Source organism: Nocardia sp. NPDC004573, from assembly GCF_053602135.1.
Genome location: NZ_JBSGDA010000040.1, coordinates 14,215 through 40,245, shown reverse-complemented (window position 1 = coordinate 40,245; position 26,031 = coordinate 14,215). Strand labels below are relative to the sequence as shown.

The following is a 26,031-nucleotide window of genomic DNA, read 5'->3' as shown; positions in this document are numbered from 1 at the left end:
TGCGATCCCCCCGTCGCGCTCAGCAGTTTCGCATCCGGCGCGCGATCGCCCACCCGCACGGTTGCGGTACGCTGGGCCTCATTCGCCGCCAGGGGACCACCGCGGTAATGCAGGGCCAGCTGGCGTTCGTCATCACCGCGTTTGATGGACGACGGGTCGAGCTTGGACAGCCCCTGGTACTTCTCGATCGACAAACCCAGGACCCCGGCCGCGATCGGCTGCCGCTCGGCTTCGTAGGTGTCGAGCAGGCTGTCGGGCGCGCCGGCGAGCACTTGACCGAGTTTCCAGCCCAGGTTGTAGGCGTCCTGCACACCGGTGTTCAGTCCTTGCGCACCCGTGGGGGGATGCACATGAGCGGCGTCACCGGCGACGAACACCCGTCCCGACCGGTAGCGTTCAGCCAGGCGAATGTTGGGGCGGAACACCGACTTCCAGCTGATATGCGACAAACGGATGTGTTTATCGCCGGTCTGCTTGCGGAGGCGGGCGTTCAGGCTGTCCTCGTCGAGATCGGGCTCCTCATCGGGGCGCAGACGAATCATCACCTGAAACCGATCGGAATGCGGCAGCGGACACGCACCGACGAACCGGCCACCCGGACGCGGCCACACATGCCAGCGATCCCGGGAAAGGCCGTCCACCACTGCGTCGACGATGATCACTCGATCGGCTTCGTCCGTCGTACCCTCGAAGCCGATGCCCGCGGTTTTACGGACCGTGCTTGCCCCGCCGTCGGCACCGACCAGGTAGCGAGCGCCGATCTCGGTCACACCGTCGGGACCGGAAACCGTCGCCACGACCGTATCCGGATACTGTTCGAATCCGACCAGTTCGCAATTGGCTTCGACGGACACGCCCAGCCGCCGCAGGCCGGCGCGCAGTGCGGCGTCGGTGCGGAACTGGGGGATCAACCACGTATTCGGATGCGGCACATCCGAGCTCACGTCGGTATGCGAGATCATGCGCCAAGGAATGTTCAGCGGACCCGCGTGGATGCCCAACAGCGGGTAGTCGGCGCCGCCGGCGCGGATGTCATCGAGGACGCCGAGGTCTTCGAACACTTCCAGGGTGCGCGGCTGGACTCCCTTCGCTCGCGAACCGTCGAAGGCGTGCGCGGCCTTGTCGATGATCCGCACCGCCCGTCCGCGACGGGTCAGATCGATCGCCAAGGCGGTGCCGGTCGGCCCGCCGCCGACGACGAGGACATCGACGATATCGGTGGTCGGCTGGGTCGTCATCGGTGCGTCCCTTCCTTGGCGGCGTCGACGAAAGCGGTGAATCGGGAACTCATTCGGGCGGGCTCCTCGTAGGGGACCATGTGCCCGCAGGGCGAGAAGATGTGCGACACGGTGGGCGCCAGCAGCGCGCACACCTCGTCGTAGTTCGTGATAGGAGTGACCTGGTCTTGATCGCCCCACAGCAGCATCTTCGGCACCGGCAAGTGGCCGGTTCGCCGGTAGAGATCCTGGCGGCCGCCCAGCGGAAAGTGGGCGATCGTGGCAGCCAACGCGTAGATCGAGCCTTCGAACTGGTAGCACTCCCGCACCATCGCGGTGAGTGCCGCGGACCGCTGTGGATCGCGCACGTTGTGTGAGAGGTGCCGGTCGAGCATTCGGCTACCCAGGCTCTTGGCCAGGACAGTTCCCAAGAACTCGTGGCGCAACAGCCGTGCGGCGGCCGGTGCGGGCTGCAACCCGGCGGGGCCCGCCAACGTCAGGGTAGCTACCCGGTCGATGTGCTGCTCGGCGAAAGCCATAGCCACCAGCGCACCCATCGAAGTTCCGACGAGGTGGAACCGCTCGGACAATTCCAGGCGCTCGGTCAGGTCGGTGAGTTGCCGCACGAACAGCGCCTCGTCGTAGCGTGCCTGCACCCGATCGGAATAGCCCCGGCCGTAGGCGCTGTAGGTGAGGGTGCGGAATCCGCGCCGGCGGAGTTCGGCGGCGAGTTCGTCCCAGTAGAACAGGGGGACAGTGAGACCGCCCGCGAAGACGACGGTCTCTGCCGCGGCGGGCCCGCTCAGCTCGTAGTGAGTGATCCCATCGCCGCATTGGAGGAACTCACCGCGCAACTCGCCTCTGGTCGGCCCGTCCAAGCGGCGGGTCTCGTCGCGGGCCACGAAGTACTTCATCGTTGTTCCTTCGGCTGTGCGGCCACCTCGGTCGTCAGGAAATCCAGGACCGCGCCTGCCACCCACGCCGGATCTTCGTCGGGGAGCAGGTGGCCGCCGCTGGGGTGGATTCGTTCGTGGCTGCCGGGAATATCGCGGGTGAAATGCTGGCCGTCGATAGACGCGCTACGCAGCACGAGGGTGGGCACGGTGATGGCCGGGATCTCGGCTGTGCGGTCGATCTGATCGATATTGGCGAAGTCGATGAAGGCCTGCTGGTTGCCGGGCCGGGTCAGCATCGCGTGGACCCGGTCGATCATCTCGTCGTCCACCACCGACGATCGCGCCCCGACCGCCGAGCGCAGATTGCGTGCGGTTGCCGACCGAGAAGCCAGGTGGGGCAACAACACCCGACCGATCGGATTGCGTGCCAGCCGCAGCGCCAACGGCAGCGATTTGCCGGGATAACCGGTGGCATTGATCAACACGAGCCGATCCACACGCTGGGGATAATCCAGTGCGAAATTCCAGGCGATGTTGCCGCCGAGCGAATTGCCTACCACCGAAGCATCGACCACTCCGAGCCGGTTCAAGAAGGCCGCGACCGTCTTGGCATATGTCTGCACCCGGTAGTCACGGTCGAGGCGCGGACCCGTGAGGCCGAACCCGGGCAGATCGAGGCGAATGACGTCGAAGGACGACGACAAGGTGGCGGCCACCTGGTCGAAGCAGTGCAGCGAGGAGCCGCTGCCATGGAGGAGCAGCACCGATCGCCCGCTCCCGGCCCGTTTGTAGTGAAGGTTGTGGCCCTCGACTCTCACGAAGCGCGAATCAGGATCGATGTAGGCATCGACAGCTACTCGTCTACTCATAATGGTTACAGTGTTGCCGATACATGAGGGTGGGTCAAGTGTTGCGGCAACATTGTGACCGTTTTGACGATCGGATGACCGGCCCGCCGATCCGGGAGAAGGCGCGAGCATGCCCATCGCCGATTCCGACGCTACGAAGACCACCGGCCGACTCCCCTGGCCAACTACGGGTTCCTTTCGACCGGATCGTGACAACCGGGCCGCGCCTGGTCGACAAGGAAGACGCCGACGCGTATACGCCATGACCGACGTCTCGAAACCGGTACCGAACCGACTCGGCTACATATCAGCAGCGGTCATTTCAACGGCAGAGCGCCCTCCATACCGCCGACATCGGTGATCTTCCATCCCGCGCGCGAATCGACGGTGACGTTGTAGGTCACCGTCGTCTGGCCTCCATCGGGCGTCTGAGCGTTGGTGGAGTTGACGTTCAAGAAGACGTTCACCTTGTACACGCCGCCGTTCTCGGAGGCGACGACGGCACTGATCGGTGTGGCGGTCGAGGACCATTTCAACGGCACCAGGATCTCTTGCAGTTTCGGGGCCGTGGCGTCGAATTTGTTCGCCAGTGGCGCGCTGGTGTTCGCCTTGAGTTTGGTGACCCACGCGTTGTAGTCCTGGAAGTTGATGGTGGAGGCGCCGACCGCGTAATCCGTGGCGACTTGCTCGGCACGTCGGTCGGCGGTCGCTGCGGCGTCGCGATCGCTGAGCTGGCTACGAGTCGAAAGCCAGAGAGCAGCGAAGACGCCCATCGCCGTTACGACAGCGATGAACGCGGCTGCGAGTGCGATTCCAGACGGCCGTATCGACACCGTCCACGATGCCCGCCCAGCCGCTACGGATTGTTCGCCTGCCTGTGCAGGCCGGTCGGTTGTCGCTTCTTCGCCGATTTGGTCGTTGGTTGCGATGGTCATGTGCGCTCCTGCGGTGTTGTTCGGATCTGCGCGGTCCGCTATTTGGCGTTGATCTGCAAGCGCACGACGCCGTCCCCAGTTTCGGCGAGCGCTTGCGAAATCAGCGCGCTGAGTTCGACACGGCCCAGCTGCCCAGCGGCCTGCGCGGCCGCGGGGGTCAGCACGGGCACCAATCGGGCGAGTTCCGGCCCCATCTCATCCAGATAGTCGGTGAGTCGACCGGCGAACGGTATGACGCCGTTGCCCTCTACGTACATGTCCGGCACGGTGCCGATCCGGACATACCTCTCGATCGCTCGCGCCAGGTCGTTCATGGAAGCGCCGATCTGTGTCCAGCCCGGCGCGGCTGCGCTCATCGCCGGACCGGTCCAGTCCATGTCCGCGCCCAATGCCTGAAGGTCGACCAGCATGGCTCGGATCGCATCGGTTCGGGCCAGCAGGGTCGCGGCCAGCAGGGAGGTCGACCGGGCGAGTTGCGGGACGACGACGTCGGTGCCCGCCAGACCCTGGGCGAAAGTCTCGACGATGGCTTCCAGTGCCTGCGGGTCCAGTTGTTCCATCAGATGAGTCACTTGGCGCGCGACCTCCGGTATCGACGTCGGCGTACGGATCGCCGCGGTGTCGATGTGCTGTCCGTCGCGCAGGTGCGGTCCGTCGCCGCCTTGGACGGGAGTGAATCGCACCTGCGGTTCGCCCAGAGCGGAGAGGTTTTCGATGATCACCGTGCTGGCGACCGGTATGCGGTAGTCGTCCCGCACGCGCATGCCGACCTGGACACCACCGTTCTCGTTGCGCACGGAAACGATCTCGCCGACCCGGACGCCGGACAGAAGGACCGGCGAGCGCGGGCCGAGGCTGCCCGAGTTGGTCAATGTCATAGTCAGTGTGGAGTATCTGGTGAACCAGTCGACACCGACCACATCAAAGGTGAGGTAGGCGAGGCCGAGGAGTAACACGGCGGCGAGACTGCCCAGCGACACCACCGGGCCCCGAACTCGTGATGTCATCGCACGGCTCCGATCATGCGCAGGGTGTCGATGATCCGGCTGGTCTGTTCGTCGGCAGGGATGCCGGTTCCCGCGTCGATGCTGACGATGTTCACCTTCGCGCCGTGCTCGGCGAACGGAATGATCCGATCTCGAATGAGCGACACGATTCGGTTGAGATTCGACGGCGCGTTCAGGTCCAACGGCCGGTTGGTGAACATCAGCGGCATCAAGGCTTTTGCGGCGGCATCGCCCGCTGTCACCAGCGAGGTCATCCAGGAGAAGGAGTGGACGACATCGCCCATCACACCTGCTACACCCAGGACGAGGATCAAGGACTCCAGTGCCGAGGTGACGTGGGTCGTACCTTGCTCGCTCAGCAGCCCACGCAACGCCCGATCGCGGTCCAGCACCACCGCCGTATCGGCCTCCATTCCGTCGAGGAAGCGGTCCACCTCATCGAGATGCCGGGCGACGTCTTCGAAGTCGGCGCCGATGACCTGCGTGATGCGAGCTGTATCGGGCGGTTGTTGCGGCAGCACCGCGTTCATGCGGTTCACCAAGTCCTGGAATTGGTGGACCGCACCGCCCTGGACGAACATCGCGAGGCCGGCCATCACATCTTCCACCTGCACAGGTGGTTTCGTCTGCGCGATCGGTATGCTGCCGCCGTCGGCCAGAGTGTTGTCGAATCCGTTCGACGGTGTGGTCAGCTCGATGAAGACGTCCCCCAAGAGGGTGTTCTGCCGCAATTGCGCGGTCGTGCGGGTGGGCAGTTCTACCGCTTGATCGATGTCGAGATCCGCGATCACATGGCCTGGAACCGTTGCCGTGGGGTCGACCACGGTCACTGCCGCCAGATCACCCACCTGTACGCCGTTGGCCATCACCTTCGCCCGTGCGGGCAGGTTGAGGGCAGTAGCGAATTCGACATGCACGCGGTATGCCTCACCGCGGCCGGTGCCGGGGATCGTGATGGCCGACGGATCGAAGGCACAACCGCCGAGCGTGGTACCAGCGACAACGAGGGCGATCAGTCTCGCCGTGCCCTTCTTGCCGCCCCGACCCCTCATCGTGCACCTGCCAGAGCCAGCACCAGCGGAACCAGATCGATCGTCGCCAAACCGTTTTCAGCGCCGCGGCAGCGGCCGGGGAGTGTCGCGTTGATCGCCGAGCACACCTGTTCGGCATCGGCTCGACCGAGAGCGACTTTGGGTGGAGCGTAGGAGAGTGCGGCCTGGCCGGTACTCGGATCGACGGACCGCTGGAAGGCATCGGTCAGCGCAGGGATCATGTTGACGAGTTGTTCGAGCGTGGCGACATTGGCGCCGGCCCAGCGGACCAACGGGACCGTCGCATGCACGATGTTCAGCAGCGGCTGCCCGAACGTAGTGGTGATGTCGTTGAACCAGGGCAAGATCACTCGCAGTCCATCGACGATTTCGATGAACGGTGCGATCACCTCGCTATTGGCCTGATCCAGCATTCCGCCGAGTCGTGTCAGCATATGTCTCAGATCGCCCCAGTTGTTCTTCAGTGTCGCGCCGAGTTTGCTGATCGCGTCGATCAGTTCACCGACGCGTCCGATGGCCGCGTCGGGCGATTTCAGCGCATCGCCTAGTTTGAAGATCAGCTCGTTGAGCGCGGGGCCGGTGCCCGACACTGCGGTGTCCAGAGCCGACAGTCCTGCGCTCACCGTGTCCCGTTTGCCCGTGTCGTCCGGGGCGCTCAGCTCGGCGGCAAGCTTCGACAAGGCGTTCAACGTCTCGGTCATACTCTTGGGAGTGAGAGACCGGGTGATGCACCGGCCGGCGTCCCACCTGGCCGCCGGTCTCGGCGCGGACAGAATGGCGAGGTTGCGATCGGCGACGAGTGTGTCGGACAGCGTCACCGCTGATACGTCGCCGCGCAGGGGGTGATCGGCTTCGACAGTGAAATCGACACGAACGCCATCACCGGACGGCTCGATCCGAGTCACCGAGCCGACCGGGATCCCGAGCATTGTGACGTGGCTGCCCTGGTAGAGCCCCACCGCGTCCGGCATCATCGCGCAGTACGAGCGCATCGACTTACCGGCTCCGGTCAGCACGACGTAGGCGGCACCGCAGAGCCCGACCAGGACCAGGGCGGTCGTGACCGACATGAATCCGCGGGACGCGAGAAGTCGTCGCATCAGCACGACCTCCCGGGCACGGGGATGCACAGTGCGGGCGCGGAGACGGTCGTCTGCGATTGATCGAGGGCGTACCCGTCTGGGCCGGCGATCTGCTGTAGCTGCTGTCCGATGCTCTGGACGGAGTTGACGACCTGATCGAGGCGGCCGGTGAGCCGCTCCAGCTCCGGGATCGCCTCCGCGAGTTCGTCCAGCATCGGCTTCAGCGTATGGTCGTAGGCGGGTTCGGCAGCCGCGATGCGCGACAACAACCGCGCCAGCAGAGCCAACGACACTCGTAGCTCGGCACGCTTGTCGACGAGGATGTCGGTGGTCAAGTTGAGCTTGCTGTTGAGCCGGCCGTACAACGCGGTGTTTCCGCTGATCCTGCTCAGGTATTCCTGGGAAACCGCCAGTGCGCGAGAGACATCCATATTCTGTTGGTCGAGGATGTCGACGATGGAATCCACCGCTCGTCCCAGCTGCCGCAGGCCATCCGGGCTCTCGGCCAGTGCTGCCTGCAGTTGGCCGAGATTGTTCCGGAGAACCTCGCCATCGACCTCTCGCACCGGAGTGATCGCGTCTTGGAACGCCTGACCGAGCGTGTAGGGCAGCCGCACGCGGTCTTTGGCGATCACTTTCTTGCCCAGCGGCTTCGATCCCGCGGGCATCAGTGCGACGAAGTGGCCGCCGGCTATGGTCAACATACGAATGTCCAGGGTCGACTGATCACCGACGAACACATCGGCGTCCACCGTGAAGACCATGTGCACTCGATCGTCGTGCAATTCCAGCGATTCGACGGTGCCCACGTTGATCCCCGCCACGCGTACGTCCTCACCGGGGCGGATGGCTCCGGCCTCGCTCAGGTCGGCTCGGTATTCCACCTTGCCCAGCGGTAGCGCGTACAAGATGCCGCAGGCAGCCAGGACCGACACCACCGTGGCCGCGCCGATCAAGCCGAGCCGCAGCTCCCGTCGGCGCGCCGTTCGGTCGTCGGGAACGGGTCTATCGCCACGGAATCGAATTCGTCCGCGCGGCAATTTGTTCAGCGGTTGCATAGGGCGATCCTCTGGCCGCCGATGAGTACCCGCAGTTGCGGTGGCACCTCGGCGTCTCCTTTCGAGCAACTGGTGTTCATTTCGGGCCCGGTTTGCGGCAGTAGCGCCTCCAGCGACTGCAGAAGGCCGGGAAGTTTGCCCAGCACCTCCACCGCCGACTGCGGGTCGGGAAACGCCGCGCGCAGGGCATCGTCGAGATCCGGGTTGGTATCGGGGGTGAACCCGAGGGTCGCGAGCAAATCGTCGATGGGGCCGAGCACCGGTGGTGCGGCGAGTGCGTAGTCGACCAGACCGTTCAGCTTGTCCTCCAGCACGGAGAACAGGTCGGTCAGGCCCTGGATCAGGTCTTCCAGGTAGGGCGACTTGCCGCCGATGCGGTCGTCGATGATGTGCAGGTTGCGGACGAGCGTGGAGATCAGGGTCTGCCTGTCGACGGCGTAACGGCTGAGCTGCTCCACCGCGTTCAGCGCGGGCCCCAATCCGGTGCCGTTGCCCTCGATCACGGCGAGGACGCTCTCGGCGAACTGATTGAGCGCGCTGGGCGAGAACTCCCGGAGCACCGGTTGCAGTCCGTTGAACAACGTAGTGATGTCGAAAGAGGGGATCGTGCGCTCGGGCGGAACGGTCACGCCGGTCGCCAGTTTCGGGCCCGGCGTGGTCGGCTGGCGCACGTCGACATACCGCTGGCCGGTCAGCGTTTGATACCGGATCGCGAATGTGCTCGCCTCGTACACCGCGTGGTCGCGTTGAACGGTCACTCGTACCGAGGCCCGTCCCTGATCCAAGGTGATCGCCTCGACCTTGCCCACCTGCACGCCGTACATGCGGACGTCGTCACCGGGTTTCAAGCCGTTGGCATCGGTGAAGATCACCCGGAACGTGTCGGTACTCCCGGCTACCGGGCGCTGGATTGCCGTCACGACGAGGGCCAAGAGGGCCGCCATCACCACCGCGAATGTCCCCAGACGCAGGATTATGTAGGCGGTCGATTTCATCGGGTACCTCCCGGAATCGCTGCCGGCTCGGTTGGTGCGGGTGGCGCGAGTGCGGCACCGGCCCCAGGGAAGCCGAGCAGCGGGGAGGCCAGGACGGGAAATCCGCGCAGGGTGAGCTCGAGCTGCAGAACAGGTCCCTCAGGGGTGTCGACGAACGAATTGTCGATGCGTTCCAAGATGGTTCGCAGCTCCGCACTCGACTTGTGCGGGGTCGGCACCATCTGGGCGGTGATGCTCAGCAATGGCGTCAGCATGTCGCTGTAGCCGGTGTAGTGCCGCTGCCCGACGTGGCCCAAGTTCGTGAGCGCGGGGAACAGGTCGTCGGTGAGCAGGGTGACACCGGCATCGAAGAGCGGCTGGTCGGTGCGCAGAACTTCGACGTTGTTGATGTGGTCGAGCAGGTCGACAGTGGCGCCCGCGAATTCGGCCGTCCCGTACAGCGTCGAAGCATACTGGCCGATCAGAAAGGACGGATCGTATCGCTGGGTATCGGCCACCGCTCGCCCCAGCATCACGATGGCCTCCAGGATCGGCGTGAATGCCTTGGCATCGGTGGCGAGTTGGGTCAGCACGCCGGTCAGTTCCGGCGTCAGTACCTGGTTGGTGGTCTGCCCCAGTGACCGGATCAGTGTGCCCATCGTGACATCGGAGACTCGCGACGCCGCCGCACCGGTGAGGTCGACGGTAGCTCCCTCCCGTAACGGGGCGCCACCCTCGCCCCGACGCAATTCGATCTCGCTGATGCCGAAGAGGTTCGAAGGCGCGTAGTCGACAACGAGAGCGTCGGTGAGTCCGGTGAGCTGAGAGCCGTCCAGGCGCAAGGTGATCTGCTGCTGACCGGTTCCGACACTGCTTATGCCGGTGACCTCACCGACACCGACCCCGTCCAGCCGGACCCGAGCTCCGGCGACCACGCCGTCGCCGATATGCTCGGTGCGCAGCGTGACAGCCATTCGATCGTCTACACGCACCGCGTGATGCCCAACCCACACCGCGGCGACGACCGCGGCGACGGCGCATGCGAGCGCACCTGTCCGGCGTGCTGACTTCGCGGTGATCGCGGCACCCGGCAATCCATATGTTGGCATTCCATTACCCCGTGAATGTGACCGGTGAGCTGAATCCCCAGATGACCAGGCTGAGCAGCATGTCCAAAGTGATGATCGCGACGAAACTGGCACGTACCGCCCGGCCGGAGGCGATTCCCACACCCTCCGGCCCGCCGACGGCGAAAAATCCTTGATAGCAGTGGATCAGGATCACCGCGATGCCGAATACCAGCACTTTCAGCACCGCCGCGGCGATATCGGGACCGCTGACGAATTGGTCGAAATAGTGCTGGTACACCCCCGATGCCTGATCGTGGACGCCGACAACGATCGCGGCACAGGCCAGATAGCTGAGGATCAGCGTGACCAGGAAGGTGGGTACGATCGCCACGACGCCGGCGATGACCCGAGTGGTGACCACGAATGGAATCGACCGCAATCCCAGGCATTCCATCGCATCGATCTCTTCGGAGATGCGCATCGATCCGATCTCGGCGGTCATCCGGCACCCGGCCTGCGCCGCGAATCCGACGGCGGCGATGATCGGCGCCAGCTCGCGGGTATTGGCGAACGAAGAGACCACACCGGTCAGTGGGCCGAGCCCGATCATATTCAAGGTGCCGTAGGACTCGATGCCCACACTGGCGCCGAGCACCATGCCCAGCAGGACGAGCATCGGCACGGTGCCGCCGCCGACGATCAGCGAACCCCTCCCCCAAGTCGTGTCACCGATGGCGCGCAGGGTTTGCATCCGATAGTGCTTCAGCGTCATGGGGATGGCCGAGAGCACCTGCCAGCTGAACGACAGGGCGAATCCGAGGGAGTCCACCGGCAGCAGCGTGTTCCGGTCGCGGGCCAATCGATAAGCCCAGCGCAGTCCCTTCGGGGCATACCTGGTCGCGGTCATCAGGCCAACCTCGTCGGGGCGAACATCTGAACCAACTGGGTGGCAGTGAGATTGACGATCATGATGCACACCACCGAGAGCACGACCGAGGCATTCACTCCGTCTGCCACTCCGCGCGGGCCGCCCTTGGCCTCGAGCCCGCGCTGACAGCTGATGATCGCGACGATCAATCCGAACACCATGGCTTTCAGCAGCGAAATGCCCACGTCGGTGACCGTGGTGAAAGAACCGAAGGTAGCCCAGTAACTTCCCGAGGTCACACCCTGTGCCCCGATCGCGACCATGTACCCCGCGACCACGCCGGCGAAAATGATCAGCACATTCAGCAGCGGTGCGACCAGCATCATGGCGACGGTGCGGGGAATGACCAGCCGATGGATCGGGCTGACGCCCATCACCCGCAGCGCGTCCACTTCTTCACGGATCGTGCGCGCGCCGAGGTCCGCGGCGATCGCCGCCGCACCGGCGCCGCCGAGCAGTAGCCCGGTGGCGATGGGAGCGCCCTGCTTGATGACCCCGAGCCCGCTCGCCGCCCCCAGCAGGGAGTCGCCGCCCAGTTCCCGGATCATATTGCCGATCTGCAACGAGACGATCACCCCGAAGGGCACCGCCATGAGTATCGCGGGGAGAGCTGTGACCGTGATCAGGTACCACGCCTGTTGCAGCATCTCGCGCCACTGGAAGCGGCGACGAACCAGATCCGACAGCGCCCCGCCGACGGTCTCCAACGCGATGTCCACGGTCCGTCCGCCGGTGCGCACCCCCGAAACAACGGTATCGGAGAAATTCGCTCGCACGATCCGCAGTGCGGAGGTGTCGCGCCGCTGCGGCGGTAACACCTCGGGTGTCAGAGTCAAAATGATCGAACTTTCGCTTGGGACCGATATACGCCGACCAGCTTCCGGCGGCCGCGCATAATCAGTCCACGATCCCTACACATTTCGACTACACGCTCATAATGACCATGTAGTTGGTCAGTCGACCCTCCCCACTCGGCGGGAAGGGATGACCATCAATTCACCGGACGCCTTCGGCGGGTGCACAGCACGCTCCGCGCCCCGAGTTCGCCGCATCAACCACCCGCGGCTCTTCGCGTGAGTTCTTCCGTCGCCGCTCGGTCCCGAAGATCGAATCCGGGTCGATCCGGTCATCGGCAGCTACTCGTCCAGGCATAATGGCTACAGTGTGGCCGACATCACGGCGGTCGTCAATATGTTTCAACAACATCGTTGCCGTTATTTTTGGCACCGTCCGACTACCGGCGGAGTGAGGGATGTGGAGCACGCTCCCCGCAATATGGCGGAATCCACCCCACTCAACGACGAATAGACCTCTACGACGAATAGACGAAATTCCTTGCCGCACTTCACAAGCCGGAGATGGCGTCGAGCATCGGCCGAACGCAGCGCCGCCACGGCCCGGCGCATCAGGCGCTCGACCGCCACGTCGACATCGAACTCATCTCGCCTGCGCCGTCGGTCGTGACCAGATTTGGATCGGCCGAATCGCGGGATGCCCCGAGAAGCGATGAGCACCCGGTTGATCGTGGCGAGCAACGCCTAGCAGCGCAGAGCCCCCGCTGGAAGCTCCGTCGCCGAGGTGAGGGGCAACTCGAGAGACGTGAGCAGATCGCGGTACCGTTGCGCCAGTTGCGTCGGCGTGCTGCGGCTGTAGGCGACGATCTCGCGGTAGACCCCCGGCCCGATCCTTCTGGCGTGCCGTATCCAGCCGCCGGGTACGGCGTTGTTGGGCACCAGTGCGACTCCCACGCCCTCCATGGCGAACAGCAGTGCGGCGGCCACCTGCCCGGTACGCGCGACCGCGCGTGGAGTGAATCCGAGGGCGGTGGCCGTCCGGTCCACTATCTCGCTCATGCCTTGCTCGGGCTCGTAGAGGATCCAGTCGGCTGCGGTCAGTTCATCGCGTTCTACCATCGCGGAACCGGTGTCCCGCCCCGCAGGGCCGACCAGCACCATCTCCTCGTAACCGAGTGACACGACGGGTCCCTCCCACTGTTCGGGCCGCGGTCCGACCGCGATGTCGCCCTGTCCGCCGCGAACCGCCTCCTCGAGCGCACGACGGTGCGAGAAGTCGTGCACCCGAAGGACGGCCGTCGGGAACAGGGAGTGCCACCGGACGGCGCTCGGAGGCAGGATGCCGGAGGCGATCGACCGGACGGTCAGTACGTGCACGTCGCCGCTTCGCCCCTGGATCACTTGGTGCACTGCGTCCGCGGCTTCTCCGACAGCCCGCAGTACACGCTCGGCGTGGGGCAGGAAGACCCGCCCCGCGGGCGTGAGAGCGAGGCCGTGGCGGCCGCGTTCGAGCAGTTGCGCGCCGAGTTCTTTCTCCAGCGAACGCATCTGCTGCGACAGCGACGGCTGTGAGACATACAGCCGTGCCGCGGCGGCACTGAACGATCCGCTTTCCCAGACGGCGAGAAAGTACTCCAGCTGACGCAGTCGCATCAGACGAAGTTACCGCCGCCCCCGCCGGCCGCAGGCGTGCGGCGAGCGAGTCACGCGACCCGATTCGCTCGGCTGTCTCGGCGAGCGAGCCGGGCGAGCAGATGGTCGACTTCCGACCGCGCTCGGCTCGAGAGCACGGTGCGGGGTGTGCGCTGAGTGTCGGAGGCGAGCAGGCCGCGCCGTTGCATGACGTACTTGCGCACGGCCAGGCCCACACCCGGCTGCTGTTCGTATCGCAGCAACGGCAGATGCGCGTCGAAGATGTCATGGCTTTCCTCGGAACGACCCGCTGCGGTATGACCGACCACATCGACCAGCATCTCGGGGAAGCAGTATCCGGTCATGGCGCCGTCGGCGCCCCGAGCGGTCTCGAAATCCAGGAAGAGCCCACCGTTGCCGCACAGGATCGACAGTCGTGGCATTTCGCCCTCGGCTTCCAGCTGCCTCAAGGCGCTGATCTTCTCCAGTCCCGGCCAGTCCTCGTGCTTGAGCATGACGCAGCTGGGCACGGTACGGGCGATACGCGCGATAACCGTGAAGCTCATGACAACCGAGAACGACAGGGGGTAGTCCTGCACGACGAGGGGAACCGCCTCGCCGAGTACGGCCGCGACGCCCTCGTAGTAGCCGACGATCTGGTCGTCGGTGCGCAAGGTGTTGGGCGGTGCGACCATGACGCCTGCCGCTCCCGCCGACATGACTTCACCGGTGAGTGCGCGCATCGCGGCGTAGCCGGGAGCGGAGACTCCGACGACGACCGGAAGCCGGGTCCTGCGCAGCACATGCCGCACGATTCGGGTCGCCTCGTCATGAGTCAGTTTGGGTGCCTCGCCCATCTGGCCGAGCACGGTGATCCCGGTGACGCCGACCGATTCGTAGAAATCGACCAAACGGTGCAGAGAGTCGAAGTCCACCGCTCCCTCCTCGTCGAAGGGGGTGGGCGCGATGGCGAAGACGCCCTTCGCCTCACGGGTGAGCACGGCCATGGCTGAGATCCTTTGTCGCTGTGAGTATCAGAGGCTGGAAATGAGACCACCGTCGACGCGCACCACCGTGCCGGTGATGTACGACGCCGGAACGCTGGCCAGGAAAGCCACCGTCGCCGCGTATTCGTCCGGGTCGCCGTAACGGCCGATGGGGATGGTCGCGACGCTGTCGGCCCTGACCTGTTCGACGGTTCGGCCTTCGGCTTCGGCTTTGATCCGGTCGAGATGCTCGACGCGACGGGTTCCGATCCGCCCTGGCACGACGATGTTGCATGTGACGCCGTCCGCGGCAACTTCCCGTGCCAGCGTCTTGGACCAGCCGAGCAATGTGGCACGAAGACTGTTCGACAGCCCGAGACCGGGAATCGGAGCGACCACTCCCGAGCTGGTGCTGGTGATGACGCGGCCCCATCCGCGCGCCCGCATACCCGGGACGAGTTCGTCGCTGATGGCGATCACGGAAAGCACCATGGAACGAAAATGATCGAGCCACACCGCAGAAGGCCGGCCCAGGACCGGCGAGGGCGGCGGCCCGCCGGTGTTGTTGACCAGGATTTCGACCGGGCCGAGGGTTCGCTCGATCGCAGCGACGTTGCCTTCGATGGCGTCGAGGTCGGCGATATCCCACGCCACCGGTATGGCTCGGCCGCCGGCCGCGACGATCGTGTCGCAGCGGGATTCGGCGGCTTGGCGATGGATATCGGCGACGGCCACCTGGGCGCCCTCGGACGCCAATTTCTCCGCGATGGCGCCACCCAGGCCGCCGCCCGCTCCCAGAACCAGTGCGGTTCGACCGGTAATCTCGAGATCCAAAGTCTACTCCTCGACCGAACGCCGATAATTCCCGGCATTTCCCAGATATTTCGCACCGTAACACCGCGCCGACGAGTACACCCAATACGGATATTCGCCGCACCCTATAGGACAGACTTATACCTGCAGTACAGCGCATGTTCGGCGGAAGCTTTCCCGCCAGGGCCGGCTTCGCGCCGTTGGACAGGAGAGAAATCGCTCACATAACCTCGTGGTGGACCATAAAAGGACAACGAAAGGCAAAGTGGTGTCCTTTCCGGAAACAATGCTGGCGGCAGTGATAGGCGAGCCGGGAATTATCAAGACCAAAACCATGCCGGTGCCCCACCCGGGCCCGGACGACGTTCTCGTACGAGTTCACCGGGCGTCGCTGTGCGGCACCGACCTCAAGGTCCGCAGCCGTCGGTTCTTCCACGGAGCCGGCCCGGCGCCGGACACCTTCATCCCCGGCCACGAGTACGCGGGTGTCGTGGTCGCGGTCGGCAGCGCCGTCGACGAGTTCGCCGTCGGCGATCGCGTCGTCACCGAGGCCCACCGGGGCTGCATGCGATGCGTCAACTGCCTGTCCGGCTCCTACACGGACTGTTTGAACTACGGCAACCAGGCGAAAGGCCATCGGACACAGGGGATGACGGTCAACGGCGGCTTCGCCGAATATGTCGTCAACCACGTCTCCACGCTGTACCGGCTTCCCGATCACATCGACTTCGACTCGGCCGTCGTGCTGACCACCGCCGGCACCGTGATGCACGCTTTCGACGTGCTCGACTCGCTGCTGGTCGGCGCCCGCGTCGCAGTGATCGGTCCCGGCCCTATCGGATTGATGGCCGTCCAGGTCGCGCGCGAACTCGGAGCCGAGCCGGTAATCCTCGTGGGCACACGCAACAACAGACTGGAGATCGGGAAGCAATTCGGGGCCGACCATCTACTGAACTCCCGCGAGGAGGACGCCGTCGCCGCGGTTCGAGAGATCACCGGCGGACTCGGCGTCGACATCGTCGTGGAGTGCTCCGGAGCTCCCAGCGCCGTCGACGACGCGATCCACATGGTCAAGCGCGGCGGCAGAATCGTTTTGGCGGGCTTCTTCGAACAACCGGTGACGGCTGACCTCAATCACGCTGTGATGAACGGAATCTCGATCGACACCATCCGCGGCGAAGGCGCGAACTCGGTAGCCAGGGCCCTGTCGCTGGCATCGCGTGGACGACTGCACACCAGGCCCCTGGTCACCCATCATTTCCCACTCGAGAACATCGCCGAAGCATTCGATACCTACGCCGAACGGCGAGACGACGCGATCAAGGTCATGCTCGATGTCACCGGATGAGTCCACGCTTGCTCCGGTCCGCGAGCTGGTCGCCACCGACATGGCTGCCTGCGCGGCAGCATGGCTGGAATCGCTCGCCCCGGATCAACTGACCCAAGCGCAGTTCGACTCGCCTCTGGCTGCTGACGCGGAGGCCGAGCGGCTCCGTTGGTTCTACACCCCGACCGACCACGGTGGACTTGCCCTGCGCGACCAGACCGCACATCAGCAGGGCTTGGCGATGCAGCTGGTCGCCTCGGGACTGTCCGAGGCCGGATACGCCACTGTCACAACCGTGATGGGTTTGGAGAACGTCCTCGATCAGGTCGAAGGATGGCAAGTCCGCTGGGGACGGCAACGGGGCCGAGATCCCGGCCTGTACTGGCTGAGGTTGTTCGGCCGACCGGGCGACGCGGTCTGGGCATGGCGCTTCGGCGGCCACCACATCTCGCTGAACAACCTCATCATCGGCGGACGCATCGTCTCGACGACACCCTGCTTCATCGGAGCCGATCCAGCCAGCGCCGCCTTGCTCGGCGCAACACTACGGCCGCTGGGCGGGCCGGAAGAGGCGGCACGGCACCTGGCCCGGTCACTGGACTCCGACCAATACCACACGGCATTACTGCACACCAACGCCATATCCGACATCGTCTCCGGCAACCGGCCCACCATCACCCACGGCGACGCGATGATGCACATGCAGGATCTCTGGCGCGGCACGTTCAACGACCCGGCGCTGCGAAAGCTGGTCGACGATATCGACATGCGCGCCGAAAGCGGTAGCGGATACACCGCAGCCGACCATGCGGCCATGGCGATTACCTTTCCCCCCAGAGGTTTGGCCGCACGCGACCTCGACCCAGAGCACCGGCACGTATTACGGCAGCTGATCAGCCTGTACACCGGTCGCGCGCCGAGTCCACTCGCCGAAATCCACGCCGCGCGCTACGCGGCCGACGAAGCACTCGACGAGGTCCACTTCGGATGGGCAGGCAGCCTCGAGGCCGGGGAACCGCACTACTACCGAATCCAGGGCCCCGACCTGCTCATCGAATACGACAACACCCAGCGCCAGGCCAACCATGCCCACTCGGTGTGGCGCAATCCGCGGTCGGACTTCGGGCTCGACAGTCTGGCAGAACACCGCCGGCGCACCGCGCATTGAGGAAACGCTGCCGGAATGCGGGCGGCAACGGCAGCCCCCTTGGCCAGAATCACCCGATCGGCATCGCCGGGGAGCCATCCTCGAGTACTGAGCGGCACCGTCCACGCCATGCGAATCGGTGGCGGTGAAAAGTCGGAGGACTCGACCCGCCTCGGTGGCGTAAGTCACCGGGGCGTTATCAAGCGGACCGAGCATTCGGCGCGTCCGTATCCGCCCGCGTTCCCTGGAGTAAATGTTGCCCGGATCCTCGCGGTATTGGTTGACCGAAAGAGCGACGTCGTGGCCGTTATATGCTGATCAGATGTCCAGCCCGCCGATCGGGGAGAATGCGAGCGTGCCCCCCACCGATTCCGACGCCACCGAGACCACCAGCCGACGCTCCCCTGGTCGCCCACGGGTTCCTTTCGATCGGATCGTGACAACCGCGCTGCGCCTGGTCGACGAGGAAGGCGCCGACGCGCTGTCGATGCGCACCCTGGCCCAACGCCTCGAAACCGGTACCGCGGTGATCTACCGGGCTGTGGCCAACCGCGCCGAACTCATCGGCCACGTCATCGACTGCGTCCTGGGCGAGGTCGACATCGATGACGACGCCACCGACGGCGACTGGCAACGCGCCTGCATCGCCGCGGCCGAAGCCATCTTCGCCGCCCTGCACCGCCACCGCGGCGTCGCTCCCCTGCTCATCGAACAAGTACCCACCGGACCCAACGCACTTCGCGTGCGGGAACAAGTGCTGGCCATGTTGCTGGCCAACGGATTCCCGCCGGAATCCGCCGCCATGATGTACGCCACCGTGGCCCGCTACGTCGTCGGCTTCGCCGCACAACTCCAAGGTCACGACACCGAAGCGAACATCGACCCGACCGCCCTCGTAGCCCTCTATCGCCAACTCGACCCGGCGCAGTTTCCCGCCACCATCGCCGTCGCCGACTGCCTACCCGCGCAAACCCTGGAAAGCGAGTTCCAGTTCGGACTTCGACACCTCGTCGCAGGCCTCGCATCACTCAACACGGCGGAAACCGGGTCGATGGGCTCCGCCTGATTCGTTCGGCGTAGAGATTCGGCGCACTGGACAACAGTCGCAGCCGACGCTATACCGTGCCCTGCGGAGAAGTCGAGACTCCGGTATCGCACACGGAAGCGACCGGGCGTACGCGTGATGCTCGCTCGCCGCGCCGCCTCAACGGTGCCCCAGTGCGGTGAGCGCCTGCTGGGCGAGGATATTTATCCAGGGCGCTGTCAGGGCGGCCGGATCGCGCTGCGACGTTCGCAGTATCGCCAGGGCAACTCCACCGACCAGGTCGAGTGCGGCGTTCAGGTCGTGGATGCGGAAACGCTCCGCCGCCATGCCGGCACGAATGCCAGCGGCCAGGCGCGATCCGACGTCCGGGTCTTCGAGAAACCGGTACCCCATCGCAAGGATGATCGCGGCGATATCAGGGTGGCCGATGCCGACCTCGCCGAGCGCACGTAACTGCGCGACGACGATTCCGGCGGGGTCATCGATACCTGAAGTAGCGTCGTCGAGTATCCGTACCAACTCCCCGATCACCTCGGCGAGGACAGTGTCGAAAAGATCATCTTTGCTACTGAAGTGGTTGTAGAAGGATCCCGTCGCGACGCCGGCCTCCTGCGCCAAGCCGGCGATGCCGATCCGTTCGGCTGAACCGCTACCCAAAGCCCACCGCCCGGAACGAACCAGTGCCGCACGGGTGCGAAGAGCGCTGCGCGCCCGCGCGCTCAGCCGGTCGGCGACCTGCGGCAGTTGCGGCGCACTCCGATCATGCGACGGGCTACGAAAGACCGAGCTCGAATCGACCTGTCCACCAGCAGCCACCCGCCCATTCATAATGGTTACAGTGTGTCCGTTATTATTGAGCCCGTCATGGGTTCGACCGGATGGCGGCCTTCTATGCCGAACGAGCCCGCGGCGGTGTCGGCCTGATCATCACCGGAGGCATATCCCCCGACGAGGTCGGGCGCCCCTACCCTGGCGGCGCGATGCTGACGACGCCGGAAGAGGCGGCGGCGCACCGTGTCGTCACCGACGCGGTGCACGCCGAGGGCGGCCGGATCGCCATGCAGATCCTGCACTTCGGCCGCTACGCCTACCATCCGGATCTGGTGGCGCCCAGCCCAGTTCAGGCACCGATCAGCCCCCACGTTCCACACGAGCTGACAAGCGCAGAGATCGAGCGCACCATCGCGGACTACGTTCGCTGTGCCGAACTCGCCATCATCAACACCGGGATCGGTTGGCACGAAGCGCGGATCCCCACCATCGCCACCTCTGTCCCGCGCGGTGCCTACGCATCGGTTACGAAGAAGCTGATGGGGAAGGTGTCGGTGCCGCTGGTCACCAGCAATCGCATCAACACCCCGGAGAAGGCCGAGGAGTTGCTCTCCGACGGATGCGCCGACATGGTGTCGCTCGCACGACCCTTCCTCGCGGATGCCGAGTTCGTCAACAAGGCCGCCAATGGCACACCGGAGTCGATCAACACCTGCATCGGCTGCAACCAGGCATGTCTCGACCACACGTTCTCGTTCAAGATCACGTCCTGTCTCGTTAATCCACGCGCCTGCCACGAGACCGAACTGGTCTCGAGACCCACCCGCGCAGCGAAACAGATCGCGGTGGTGGGCGCTGGTCCAGCGGGCCTCGCTTTCGCCGTCACCGCAGCGCAGCGCGGCCACAAGGTCACCTTGTTCGAAGCCGCCGGCGAGATCGGTGGCCAGCTCAATGTCGCACGGCGGGTGCCGGGCAAGCAGGAGTTCGACGAAACCCTGCGCTACTTCCGAAACCGGCTCACGTCCACAGGTGTCGACGTGCGGCTGGGATCGACAGCAAACGCCGACGACCTCACCGGATTCGACGAGGTCGTCGTCGCCACCGGCGTCACCCCTCGCGTCCCGGACCTTCCCGGCACGGACCACCCGAAGGTGCTCAGCTACCTCGACGTACTGAGCGGCGGTGCGACAGTCGGCGATCGAGTCGCGATCCTCGGTGCCGGCGGTATCGGATTCGACGTCGCCGAGTACCTCACCGACCCAGGCGACGGCGCCAGCGCCGAAGTCGCCGTGTTCCTGTCGAACTGGGGCATCGACGCCCAGCACACCGCACCCGGCGGACTCACGCGGCCCGTGCGACACGCCTCGCCACGCGCCGTCACCCTGATGCAACGCAAGACCACCAAGGTCGGAGCCGGACTGGGCAAAACCACCGGCTGGATCCACCGAACCGAGCTCAAGCACCGCGGTGTCGAGATGGTGGCGGGAGCGACCTATGACCGAATCGACGACGACGGCCTGCACTACGTTCTCAACGGCGATAAGCATGTGCTGGACGTTGACAACGTAATCCTGTGCACAGGCCAGGAACCTAACCGCCGGATCTACGACAACCTGAATGCGCTCGGCGTCACCACCCACCTCATCGGCGGTGCCGATGTCGCGGCAGAACTAGACGCCAAACGCGCGATCGATCAGGGAACCCGGCTCGCCGCGCGGATCTGATCTCTGGGGCGATGACGTGTGCAGCACCCGGAGCTTGGTGACACACCGACCTGACCGGACTTCGGGCAGCAACGCCGCGGCACTACGGGCCGCGGCGACCGTGGCATCGAGGTCGCCCACATCGGATACACCTGCGCGAGTTGGCAGCCGTACCTGACGGAGTTGCACTCGGACCCCTTGACCGTAGGGAGATTCGGGTGAGCGAGCCTGTCATGGACGGTGAGGTGCGTCGGCGCCTGGCCGTCCTTCGTCATGTCGAGGAGGTCACCGGCAACGTCGCGATGACCTGAGTCCTGCTCGTAGACCGATCACGGCCGCCTCACCTCTTGACGACACAGCCAGCTTCTTCATCAGCCCTGCCACGTGGAACTTGACCGTGCTCTCGGCGATCCCGAGGTCTGCGGCGATCGCCTTGTTCCGCATTCCGGCGGTTACCAGTGCCAGGACTTCGCGTTCGCGCCGGTTCAGCAGGCTCAACTCGGGCTGTTCGGCGGCGGCGACCGGCGGGTCGAGGGGGATTCGCACTGTCACCCTGCTCCCCCAACCGGGTACCGCCTCGACCTCGATGTCGGCGTGCAGGGTTCGCGCCCGACCGTCGAGGCCCTGGGTCACGGCGGCGGTATCGAGCTGTCCGGACGCGCCGTCGCGGATATCGACGACGAGTCGCTCCAGGTCCGATGCCCACGCGATGCGGAGCCGATCGAGGTCGGGTTGCGCGGCGAACATCAGCACCGCCGACTGCGTGATGGCGCGGGCACCGTGGGCCACTTCGCCCGGTAGCCGTCGCCCGTCGGCGGGCGGTGCGTGGAACTCGGCGGTGACCGCCCTGGTCCGAAGCAGCGGCTCGATCTCCCGATGAAGCCGCTCGAACGCGGCCGCCGGGGGTTCCTCGGACAGGGCGCGATCGGAGACTTCGCCGGACCGCAGGGCGATCAACGCCTCCGACGCGATCGACGTCGCGGCGCCTCTGGCCTGCCTGTCGTCGATGTCCGGCGCACGCAAGGTGGCGAGCAGACCGGCGAGCACTGCCTCGTGCGCGGCGGTGAGCTCGCCGATCGCGCGAGCCCTGGCCGTCGAGGCGGCCCGTGATTCGGCGAGATAGTCTGGGCTGGCTTGCGCCACCTGCTGCCTGATCGATGTCGCTACCAGGGCGAAAGCGGCCGCGAGCTCCGCGGGATATGGCACCGGTCCACGCTGGCGCGGGATCAACACCAGCAGCGTGTCCGAGCTGTCCCGCACAGCCCATGCACACCGTCGCGTACCGGCCAGGACCACCTCACCGGCAGACAAGTCGCCCAGCTCGACAGTCGCCTTCACCGCCTCGAGCTCCGCGATGGCGATCCGGTCGACGATCTCAGCCGGTCCGGCTACCTTGCGGGGCCGACCGCTGCATTCCCTGGTGAAGATCACCAGTGCCTGATGCGGCCAGCGGCCGGCCAGACAACGCGACAGCCGCGCGGCGATGTCGACCAGCGGGCCATCGATCACTTCGCGCAGACTCCGCAGCGCCTCGTCCGTCGATGGGCAACTCGCTGGGGCCACAGCACCGAGTGTAGGACAGCCGCGCATCGGACCTGATCACTGGGATAGGTTCTGCCATTCTTCTAGCCAGGTCTTCATCGGCCCGGGTCCCGCTAGCGTCGATGCACATGTGCGCAACCCGCACTACTAATCACTTTCCCGAATCGGAGGACCACAGCCATGCCGCAGCAGGTGCGCGGAGTCATCGCCCGGAAACCGGGCGCCCCGGTCGAACTGACCGACATCGTCATCCCCGACCCTGGGCCGGGCGAGGTCGTAGTGACAGTCGCCGCCTGCGGGGTGTGCCACACCGATCTGACCTACCGGGAGGGCGGGATCAACGACGAGTTCCCCTTCCTGCTCGGCCACGAGGCCGCCGGTACCGTCGAAAGTGTCGGCCCGGGTGTGCATTCGGTCGAGGTCGGTGACTTCGTCATCCTCAACTGGCGGGCCGTGTGCGGACGGTGCCGCGCCTGCAAACGCGGCCGTCCGCAGTACTGTTTCGACACCTTCAACGCCACGCAGCCGATGACCCTCACCGACGGCACCGCGCTCACTCCGGCGCTGGGCATCGGCGCCTTCGCCGAGAAGACCCTCGTCCACGCCGGGCAATGCACGAAAGTCGACCCTGCGGCCGACCCCGCTGTCGCTGGGCTGATCGGTTGCGGCGTCATGGCCGGACTCGGAGCCGCGGTGAACACCGGCAACATCACCCGCGGCGACTCGGTCGCGGTGATCGGCTGCGGCGGGGTCGGCGATGCCGCCATCGTCGGCGCCCGGCTGGCCGGCGCATCCACCATCATCGCTGTCGACCGGGACCCGCAGAAGCTCGCCTGGGCGCGGGATCTGGGCGCGACCCACACGATCGACGCCACCACCGCTGACACCGTCGCCGCAGTGCAAGAACTCACCGGGGGATTCGGTGCGGATGTCGTCATCGACGCGGTCGGCAGGCCGGAAACCTGGACGCAGGCGTTCTATGCCCGCGACCTGGCAGGCACTGTCGTCCTAGTGGGTGTACCGACCCCTGACATGCGCCTGGAGATGCCGCTGATCGACTTCTTCTCCCGCGGCGGATCGCTGAAATCGTCCTGGTACGGCGACTGCCTGCCCGAGCGAGATTTCCCGATGTTGATCGACCTCTACCAGCAGGGACGGTTGCCACTGGACAGATTCGTCACCGAACGCATCGGGCTCGGCGATGTCGAGCAGGCCTTCCACACCATGCACGAGGGCAAGGTCCTGCGCTCGGTGGTGGTGCTGTGAGCGGAAAGCTGCGCATCGACCGGGTGGTGACCACGGGGGTCTTCGAACTGGACGGCGGCTCCTGGGAAGTCGACAACAATGTGTGGATCGTCGGAGACGACGACGAGGTGGTCGTCATCGATGCCGCCCACGACGCGAAACCGGTCATGGAGTCCATCGGCGGGCGCAATGTCGTTGCCGTGGTGTGCACCCACGGACACAACGACCACGTGACCTTCGCACCACAACTCGGCGAGGATGCCTACGCACCGGTTCTGCTACACCCCGGCGACGACCCGCTGTGGCAACTGACCCATCCGGGCAGCAAGTACTGGTCGCTGCACGATGGTCAGCGGATCGGGTTGGCGGGCACCGAACTTCACGTCATCCACGCACCCGGGCACTCACCCGGATCGGTATGCCTGCACTTGCCGGAGGCCGACGCGTTGTTCTCCGGCGATACGTTGTTCGCGGGCGGTCCCGGCGCGACCGGGCGCAGCTTCTCCGACTTCCCCACCATCATCGCCTCCATTCGGGACCGTGTGCTGTCGTTGCCCGGCCACACACGCGTCTACACCGGCCACGGGGACGGCACCACGATCGACTCCGAAGCACCCCATCTCGAAGAGTGGATAGCGCGCGGGTTCTGATCCGGGAGCCCGATCGGTCCTGGGCCGACTCGATGGGAGCGGCCGCGGCCTTCTTCGGCGCGCGGCCGCTCAGGGCGGACGCACCGTGCGCGACCAGTTCCCGACCGAGCGGTGCGTGGTATCAGCGACCGGGTTGCGTCCACTGCAGAACCTGTAGTGCGGCGGCCACTTGGACCGGGTTCGCAGCCAATGGTCGAGGAAGCAGCGTTTCGGCCCGGGCCATTCGGCGAAGCACGGTGTTGCGATGGGCGTATACCCGTGCGGCGACTCGACCTACGCTGCCGTTCTCCTCGACGAAAGCCAGGACGGTCTCCCGAATCTCGGGGGAAGCATGCTCGAGATCGCCGAGTGTCTGATGCAGGAACTGCTGCGCACCGTCCGCATCGCTGGTCAGCAGCGCCACGAGTTGGATCTCGTCGAAGAAGACGACGCGTTGCGGCGATTTCAAGCGGGCGACCATCCGCTGTGCTGTCATCGCTTCGAGGTGGCTGCGCCGGAATCCCTCCACACCTGTGGCCCGCCCGCCGACTGCGATCCGAACCGAACCAGCCGGGTCCACCGCCTGACGGACTTGCTCACGATCGATGTCCGCGGTTCCTGGTAGCCAGACCCATTTCGTCGAGGCGCCTGGCGTGACGGTCAGTGGGCGAGTATCGGGTTGTCCGCCCAGCTTTTTTACGACAGCGTCCAGCTGCCGCAGCGCTGCGTCGGGTTCGACGCTCCATGCGATGACGGCGGTGTGGGTTCGGTCGAGACGGTAGCCCAGTTTCGATTCGGCTCGTTGCAGAGTGATCGGTGCGCCGTCCAAGATGAGGGCGACGGTTTCGCGCAGTTCGGGTCTGCTGCCGCGCAATATCTCTGATCGTTCCTCGCGGATGAGTTCCATCGCGCGGGCGGCTGTGTTCTCCACGAAGTCGCCGATCGACCAGATAACAACATCGAGCAGATTCTGGAGTTCGTCCGGATCCCTGGTGAGGTCGAACACGGTAGTCAACATCAACCGGAACGCGAAGGCCTGGCCGGCCCGATACGCGGCCAGGGCGATGTCCTCGATCCCCCATCGGATCATGTCCCGTGCGATATGAACGACGTCATCGGCCAGATCGGGAGGGACTCGTGTGCCAGGATGATGCAAGTTGTGCGGTTCGAGACGCTGCCGGTGCAGCTCGTGCCCAAGCGGTGACAGAGGCGGATCACCGCTGATCAACAGGTTCGCCGCCCGTTCGGCCATCTCCATGGCCGATCGGCGGTGATCGACCTGTTCGGCCGTGCCACCAAGACCTTTGCGGCTGCGCTGCCACACCGCCGA

The 26,031-nt window shown here is 65.4% G+C and carries 24 protein-coding genes; 6 read left to right on the top strand and 18 right to left on the bottom strand.

Annotation, left to right across the window (positions count from 1 at the left end; translation table 11 throughout):
• The 15 genes from ACWEKR_RS34450 to ACWEKR_RS34380 form a co-directional block, all read right to left on the bottom strand.
• On the bottom strand, window positions 1–1,238 hold a 1,238-nt coding region (locus ACWEKR_RS34450; RefSeq protein WP_452358067.1), incomplete at its 3' end, for an FAD-dependent monooxygenase.
• Entirely contained in the window at window positions 1,235–2,131 is an 897-nt protein-coding gene (locus ACWEKR_RS34445; protein WP_452358066.1) for an alpha/beta fold hydrolase, read from the bottom strand. The genes ACWEKR_RS34445 and ACWEKR_RS34450, both read right to left, overlap by 4 nt.
• Window positions 2,128–3,126 (bottom strand): alpha/beta fold hydrolase, encoded by a 999-nt coding sequence (locus ACWEKR_RS34440; RefSeq protein ID WP_452358065.1) that lies wholly within the window; start codon window positions 3,124–3,126, stop codon window positions 2,128–2,130. Before ACWEKR_RS34440 ends, ACWEKR_RS34445 begins: the two co-directional genes overlap by 4 nt.
• A 152-nt stretch (window positions 3,127–3,278) precedes the next feature.
• Window positions 3,279–3,896 carry a hypothetical protein gene (locus ACWEKR_RS34435; RefSeq protein WP_452358064.1) on the bottom strand — a complete coding sequence of 206 codons (618 nt, stop codon included), beginning with the start codon at window positions 3,894–3,896 and terminating at the stop codon, window positions 3,279–3,281.
• 38 nt (window positions 3,897–3,934) lie between these two features.
• Window positions 3,935–4,903: an MlaD family protein gene (locus tag ACWEKR_RS34430; protein WP_452358063.1), complete on the bottom strand. Its 969-nt coding sequence runs from the start codon at window positions 4,901–4,903 to the stop codon at window positions 3,935–3,937.
• Window positions 4,900–5,955, bottom strand: a complete 1,056-nt coding sequence (locus ACWEKR_RS34425; RefSeq protein WP_452358062.1) for an MlaD family protein — start codon at window positions 5,953–5,955, stop codon at window positions 4,900–4,902. Before ACWEKR_RS34425 ends, ACWEKR_RS34430 begins: the two co-directional genes overlap by 4 nt.
• Window positions 5,952–7,055 carry an MlaD family protein gene (locus ACWEKR_RS34420; protein ID WP_452358061.1) on the bottom strand — a complete coding sequence of 368 codons (1,104 nt, stop codon included), beginning with the start codon at window positions 7,053–7,055 and terminating at the stop codon, window positions 5,952–5,954. Before ACWEKR_RS34420 ends, ACWEKR_RS34425 begins: the two co-directional genes overlap by 4 nt.
• The gene (locus tag ACWEKR_RS34415) at window positions 7,055–8,095 is read right to left on the bottom strand and encodes an MlaD family protein (RefSeq protein ID WP_452358060.1); all 1,041 of its coding nucleotides are present in this window, start codon (window positions 8,093–8,095) and stop codon (window positions 7,055–7,057) included. The genes ACWEKR_RS34420 and ACWEKR_RS34415 overlap by 1 nt, the downstream gene beginning before the upstream one ends.
• Window positions 8,083–9,090: an MlaD family protein gene (locus ACWEKR_RS34410; RefSeq protein WP_452358059.1), complete on the bottom strand. Its 1,008-nt coding sequence runs from the start codon at window positions 9,088–9,090 to the stop codon at window positions 8,083–8,085. Before ACWEKR_RS34410 ends, ACWEKR_RS34415 begins: the two co-directional genes overlap by 13 nt.
• The gene (locus tag ACWEKR_RS34405; RefSeq protein WP_452358058.1) at window positions 9,087–10,043 is read right to left on the bottom strand and encodes an MlaD family protein; all 957 of its coding nucleotides are present in this window, start codon (window positions 10,041–10,043) and stop codon (window positions 9,087–9,089) included. The genes ACWEKR_RS34410 and ACWEKR_RS34405 overlap by 4 nt, the downstream gene beginning before the upstream one ends.
• A gap of 139 nt (window positions 10,044–10,182) precedes the next feature.
• The gene (locus tag ACWEKR_RS34400) at window positions 10,183–11,046 is read right to left on the bottom strand and encodes an ABC transporter permease (RefSeq protein ID WP_452358057.1); all 864 of its coding nucleotides are present in this window, start codon (window positions 11,044–11,046) and stop codon (window positions 10,183–10,185) included.
• Window positions 11,046–11,903: an MlaE family ABC transporter permease gene (locus ACWEKR_RS34395; RefSeq protein ID WP_452358056.1), complete on the bottom strand. Its 858-nt coding sequence runs from the start codon at window positions 11,901–11,903 to the stop codon at window positions 11,046–11,048. The genes ACWEKR_RS34400 and ACWEKR_RS34395 overlap by 1 nt, the downstream gene beginning before the upstream one ends.
• Before the next feature lie 702 nt (window positions 11,904–12,605).
• Window positions 12,606–13,514: a LysR family transcriptional regulator gene (locus ACWEKR_RS34390; RefSeq protein WP_452358055.1), complete on the bottom strand. Its 909-nt coding sequence runs from the start codon at window positions 13,512–13,514 to the stop codon at window positions 12,606–12,608.
• A gap of 50 nt (window positions 13,515–13,564) precedes the next feature.
• Window positions 13,565–14,500 carry a dihydrodipicolinate synthase family protein gene (locus ACWEKR_RS34385; protein WP_452358054.1) on the bottom strand — a complete coding sequence of 312 codons (936 nt, stop codon included), beginning with the start codon at window positions 14,498–14,500 and terminating at the stop codon, window positions 13,565–13,567.
• A gap of 27 nt (window positions 14,501–14,527) precedes the next feature.
• Window positions 14,528–15,313, bottom strand: a complete 786-nt coding sequence (locus ACWEKR_RS34380) for an SDR family oxidoreductase (RefSeq protein ID WP_452358053.1) — start codon at window positions 15,311–15,313, stop codon at window positions 14,528–14,530.
• A gap of 313 nt (window positions 15,314–15,626) precedes the next feature.
• Between ACWEKR_RS34380 and ACWEKR_RS34375 the strand changes: the two genes are divergently transcribed.
• From ACWEKR_RS34375 to ACWEKR_RS34365, 3 genes are all read left to right on the top strand, one after another.
• On the top strand, window positions 15,627–16,640 hold the full coding sequence (locus ACWEKR_RS34375; RefSeq protein WP_452358052.1) for a zinc-dependent alcohol dehydrogenase: 1,014 nt from the start codon (window positions 15,627–15,629) through the stop codon (window positions 16,638–16,640).
• Window positions 16,627–17,787, top strand: a complete 1,161-nt coding sequence (locus ACWEKR_RS34370) for a DUF3500 domain-containing protein (protein ID WP_452358051.1) — start codon at window positions 16,627–16,629, stop codon at window positions 17,785–17,787. Before ACWEKR_RS34375 ends, ACWEKR_RS34370 begins: the two co-directional genes overlap by 14 nt.
• Window positions 17,788–18,088: 301 nt before the next feature.
• The gene (locus ACWEKR_RS34365) at window positions 18,089–18,832 is read left to right on the top strand and encodes a TetR/AcrR family transcriptional regulator (RefSeq protein WP_452358050.1); all 744 of its coding nucleotides are present in this window, start codon (window positions 18,089–18,091) and stop codon (window positions 18,830–18,832) included.
• 138 nt (window positions 18,833–18,970) lie between these two features.
• On the opposite strand, the gene ACWEKR_RS34360 is transcribed toward ACWEKR_RS34365, so the two are convergent.
• Window positions 18,971–19,639: a TetR/AcrR family transcriptional regulator gene (locus ACWEKR_RS34360; RefSeq protein ID WP_452358049.1), complete on the bottom strand. Its 669-nt coding sequence runs from the start codon at window positions 19,637–19,639 to the stop codon at window positions 18,971–18,973.
• 50 nt (window positions 19,640–19,689) lie between these two features.
• Between ACWEKR_RS34360 and ACWEKR_RS34355 the strand changes: the two genes are divergently transcribed.
• Window positions 19,690–21,306 (top strand): oxidoreductase, encoded by a 1,617-nt coding sequence (locus ACWEKR_RS34355; RefSeq protein WP_452358048.1) that lies wholly within the window; start codon window positions 19,690–19,692, stop codon window positions 21,304–21,306.
• Between the two features lie 264 nt (window positions 21,307–21,570).
• On the opposite strand, the gene ACWEKR_RS34350 is transcribed toward ACWEKR_RS34355, so the two are convergent.
• Complete coding sequence (locus ACWEKR_RS34350) at window positions 21,571–22,848, bottom strand: LuxR C-terminal-related transcriptional regulator (protein WP_452358047.1); 1,278 nt, start codon at window positions 22,846–22,848, stop codon at window positions 21,571–21,573.
• 159 nt (window positions 22,849–23,007) lie between these two features.
• Here ACWEKR_RS34350 and ACWEKR_RS34345 point away from each other — a divergent pair, with 159 nt between their 5' ends.
• Together ACWEKR_RS34345 and ACWEKR_RS34340 are read left to right on the top strand one after the other, a co-directional pair.
• Window positions 23,008–24,093, top strand: coding sequence for an S-(hydroxymethyl)mycothiol dehydrogenase (locus ACWEKR_RS34345; protein ID WP_452358046.1), 1,086 nt, complete (start codon window positions 23,008–23,010; stop codon window positions 24,091–24,093).
• A complete protein-coding gene (locus tag ACWEKR_RS34340) occupies window positions 24,090–24,722 on the top strand; it encodes an MBL fold metallo-hydrolase (protein ID WP_452358045.1) in 633 nt (210 codons plus the stop codon). The genes ACWEKR_RS34345 and ACWEKR_RS34340 overlap by 4 nt, the downstream gene beginning before the upstream one ends.
• 121 nt (window positions 24,723–24,843) lie before the next feature.
• Here ACWEKR_RS34340 and ACWEKR_RS34335 read toward each other — a convergent pair whose 3' ends face one another.
• Window positions 24,844–25,791 (bottom strand): PucR family transcriptional regulator, encoded by a 948-nt coding sequence (locus ACWEKR_RS34335; RefSeq protein ID WP_452358044.1) that lies wholly within the window; start codon window positions 25,789–25,791, stop codon window positions 24,844–24,846.
• Window positions 25,792–26,031: the final 240 nt, after the last annotated feature.

What these genes read in the sequence shown, in the direction of transcription:
- ACWEKR_RS34425 (WP_452358062.1), bottom strand. Translation starts at nt 5,955, where the DNA reads ATGAGGGGTCGGGGCGGCAAGAAGGGCACGGCGAGACTGATCGCCCTC.
- ACWEKR_RS34415 (WP_452358060.1), bottom strand. Translation starts at nt 8,095, where the DNA reads ATGCAACCGCTGAACAAATTGCCGCGCGGACGAATTCGATTCCGTGGC.
- ACWEKR_RS34405 (WP_452358058.1), bottom strand. Translation starts at nt 10,043, where the DNA reads ATGGCTGTCACGCTGCGCACCGAGCATATCGGCGACGGCGTGGTCGCC.
- ACWEKR_RS34430 (WP_452358063.1), bottom strand. Translation starts at nt 4,903, where the DNA reads ATGACATCACGAGTTCGGGGCCCGGTGGTGTCGCTGGGCAGTCTCGCC.
- ACWEKR_RS34420 (WP_452358061.1), bottom strand. Translation starts at nt 7,055, where the DNA reads ATGCGACGACTTCTCGCGTCCCGCGGATTCATGTCGGTCACGACCGCC.
- ACWEKR_RS34375 (WP_452358052.1), top strand. Translation starts at nt 15,627, where the DNA reads ATGCCGGTGCCCCACCCGGGCCCGGACGACGTTCTCGTACGAGTTCAC.
- ACWEKR_RS34345 (WP_452358046.1), top strand. Translation starts at nt 23,008, where the DNA reads ATGCCGCAGCAGGTGCGCGGAGTCATCGCCCGGAAACCGGGCGCCCCG.
- ACWEKR_RS34435 (WP_452358064.1), bottom strand. Translation starts at nt 3,896, where the DNA reads ATGACCATCGCAACCAACGACCAAATCGGCGAAGAAGCGACAACCGAC.
- ACWEKR_RS34360 (WP_452358049.1), bottom strand. Translation starts at nt 19,639, where the DNA reads ATGAATGGGCGGGTGGCTGCTGGTGGACAGGTCGATTCGAGCTCGGTC.
- ACWEKR_RS34385 (WP_452358054.1), bottom strand. Translation starts at nt 14,500, where the DNA reads ATGGCCGTGCTCACCCGTGAGGCGAAGGGCGTCTTCGCCATCGCGCCC.
- ACWEKR_RS34400 (WP_452358057.1), bottom strand. Translation starts at nt 11,046, where the DNA reads ATGACCGCGACCAGGTATGCCCCGAAGGGACTGCGCTGGGCTTATCGA.
- ACWEKR_RS34355 (WP_452358048.1), top strand. Translation starts at nt 19,690, where the DNA reads ATGGCGGCCTTCTATGCCGAACGAGCCCGCGGCGGTGTCGGCCTGATC.
- ACWEKR_RS34410 (WP_452358059.1), bottom strand. Translation starts at nt 9,090, where the DNA reads ATGAAATCGACCGCCTACATAATCCTGCGTCTGGGGACATTCGCGGTG.
- ACWEKR_RS34370 (WP_452358051.1), top strand. Translation starts at nt 16,627, where the DNA reads ATGTCACCGGATGAGTCCACGCTTGCTCCGGTCCGCGAGCTGGTCGCC.
- ACWEKR_RS34365 (WP_452358050.1), top strand. Translation starts at nt 18,089, where the DNA reads ATGTCCAGCCCGCCGATCGGGGAGAATGCGAGCGTGCCCCCCACCGAT.
- ACWEKR_RS34445 (WP_452358066.1), bottom strand. Translation starts at nt 2,131, where the DNA reads ATGAAGTACTTCGTGGCCCGCGACGAGACCCGCCGCTTGGACGGGCCG.
- ACWEKR_RS34390 (WP_452358055.1), bottom strand. Translation starts at nt 13,514, where the DNA reads ATGCGACTGCGTCAGCTGGAGTACTTTCTCGCCGTCTGGGAAAGCGGA.
- ACWEKR_RS34335 (WP_452358044.1), bottom strand. Translation starts at nt 25,791, where the DNA reads ATGATCCGATGGGGGATCGAGGACATCGCCCTGGCCGCGTATCGGGCC.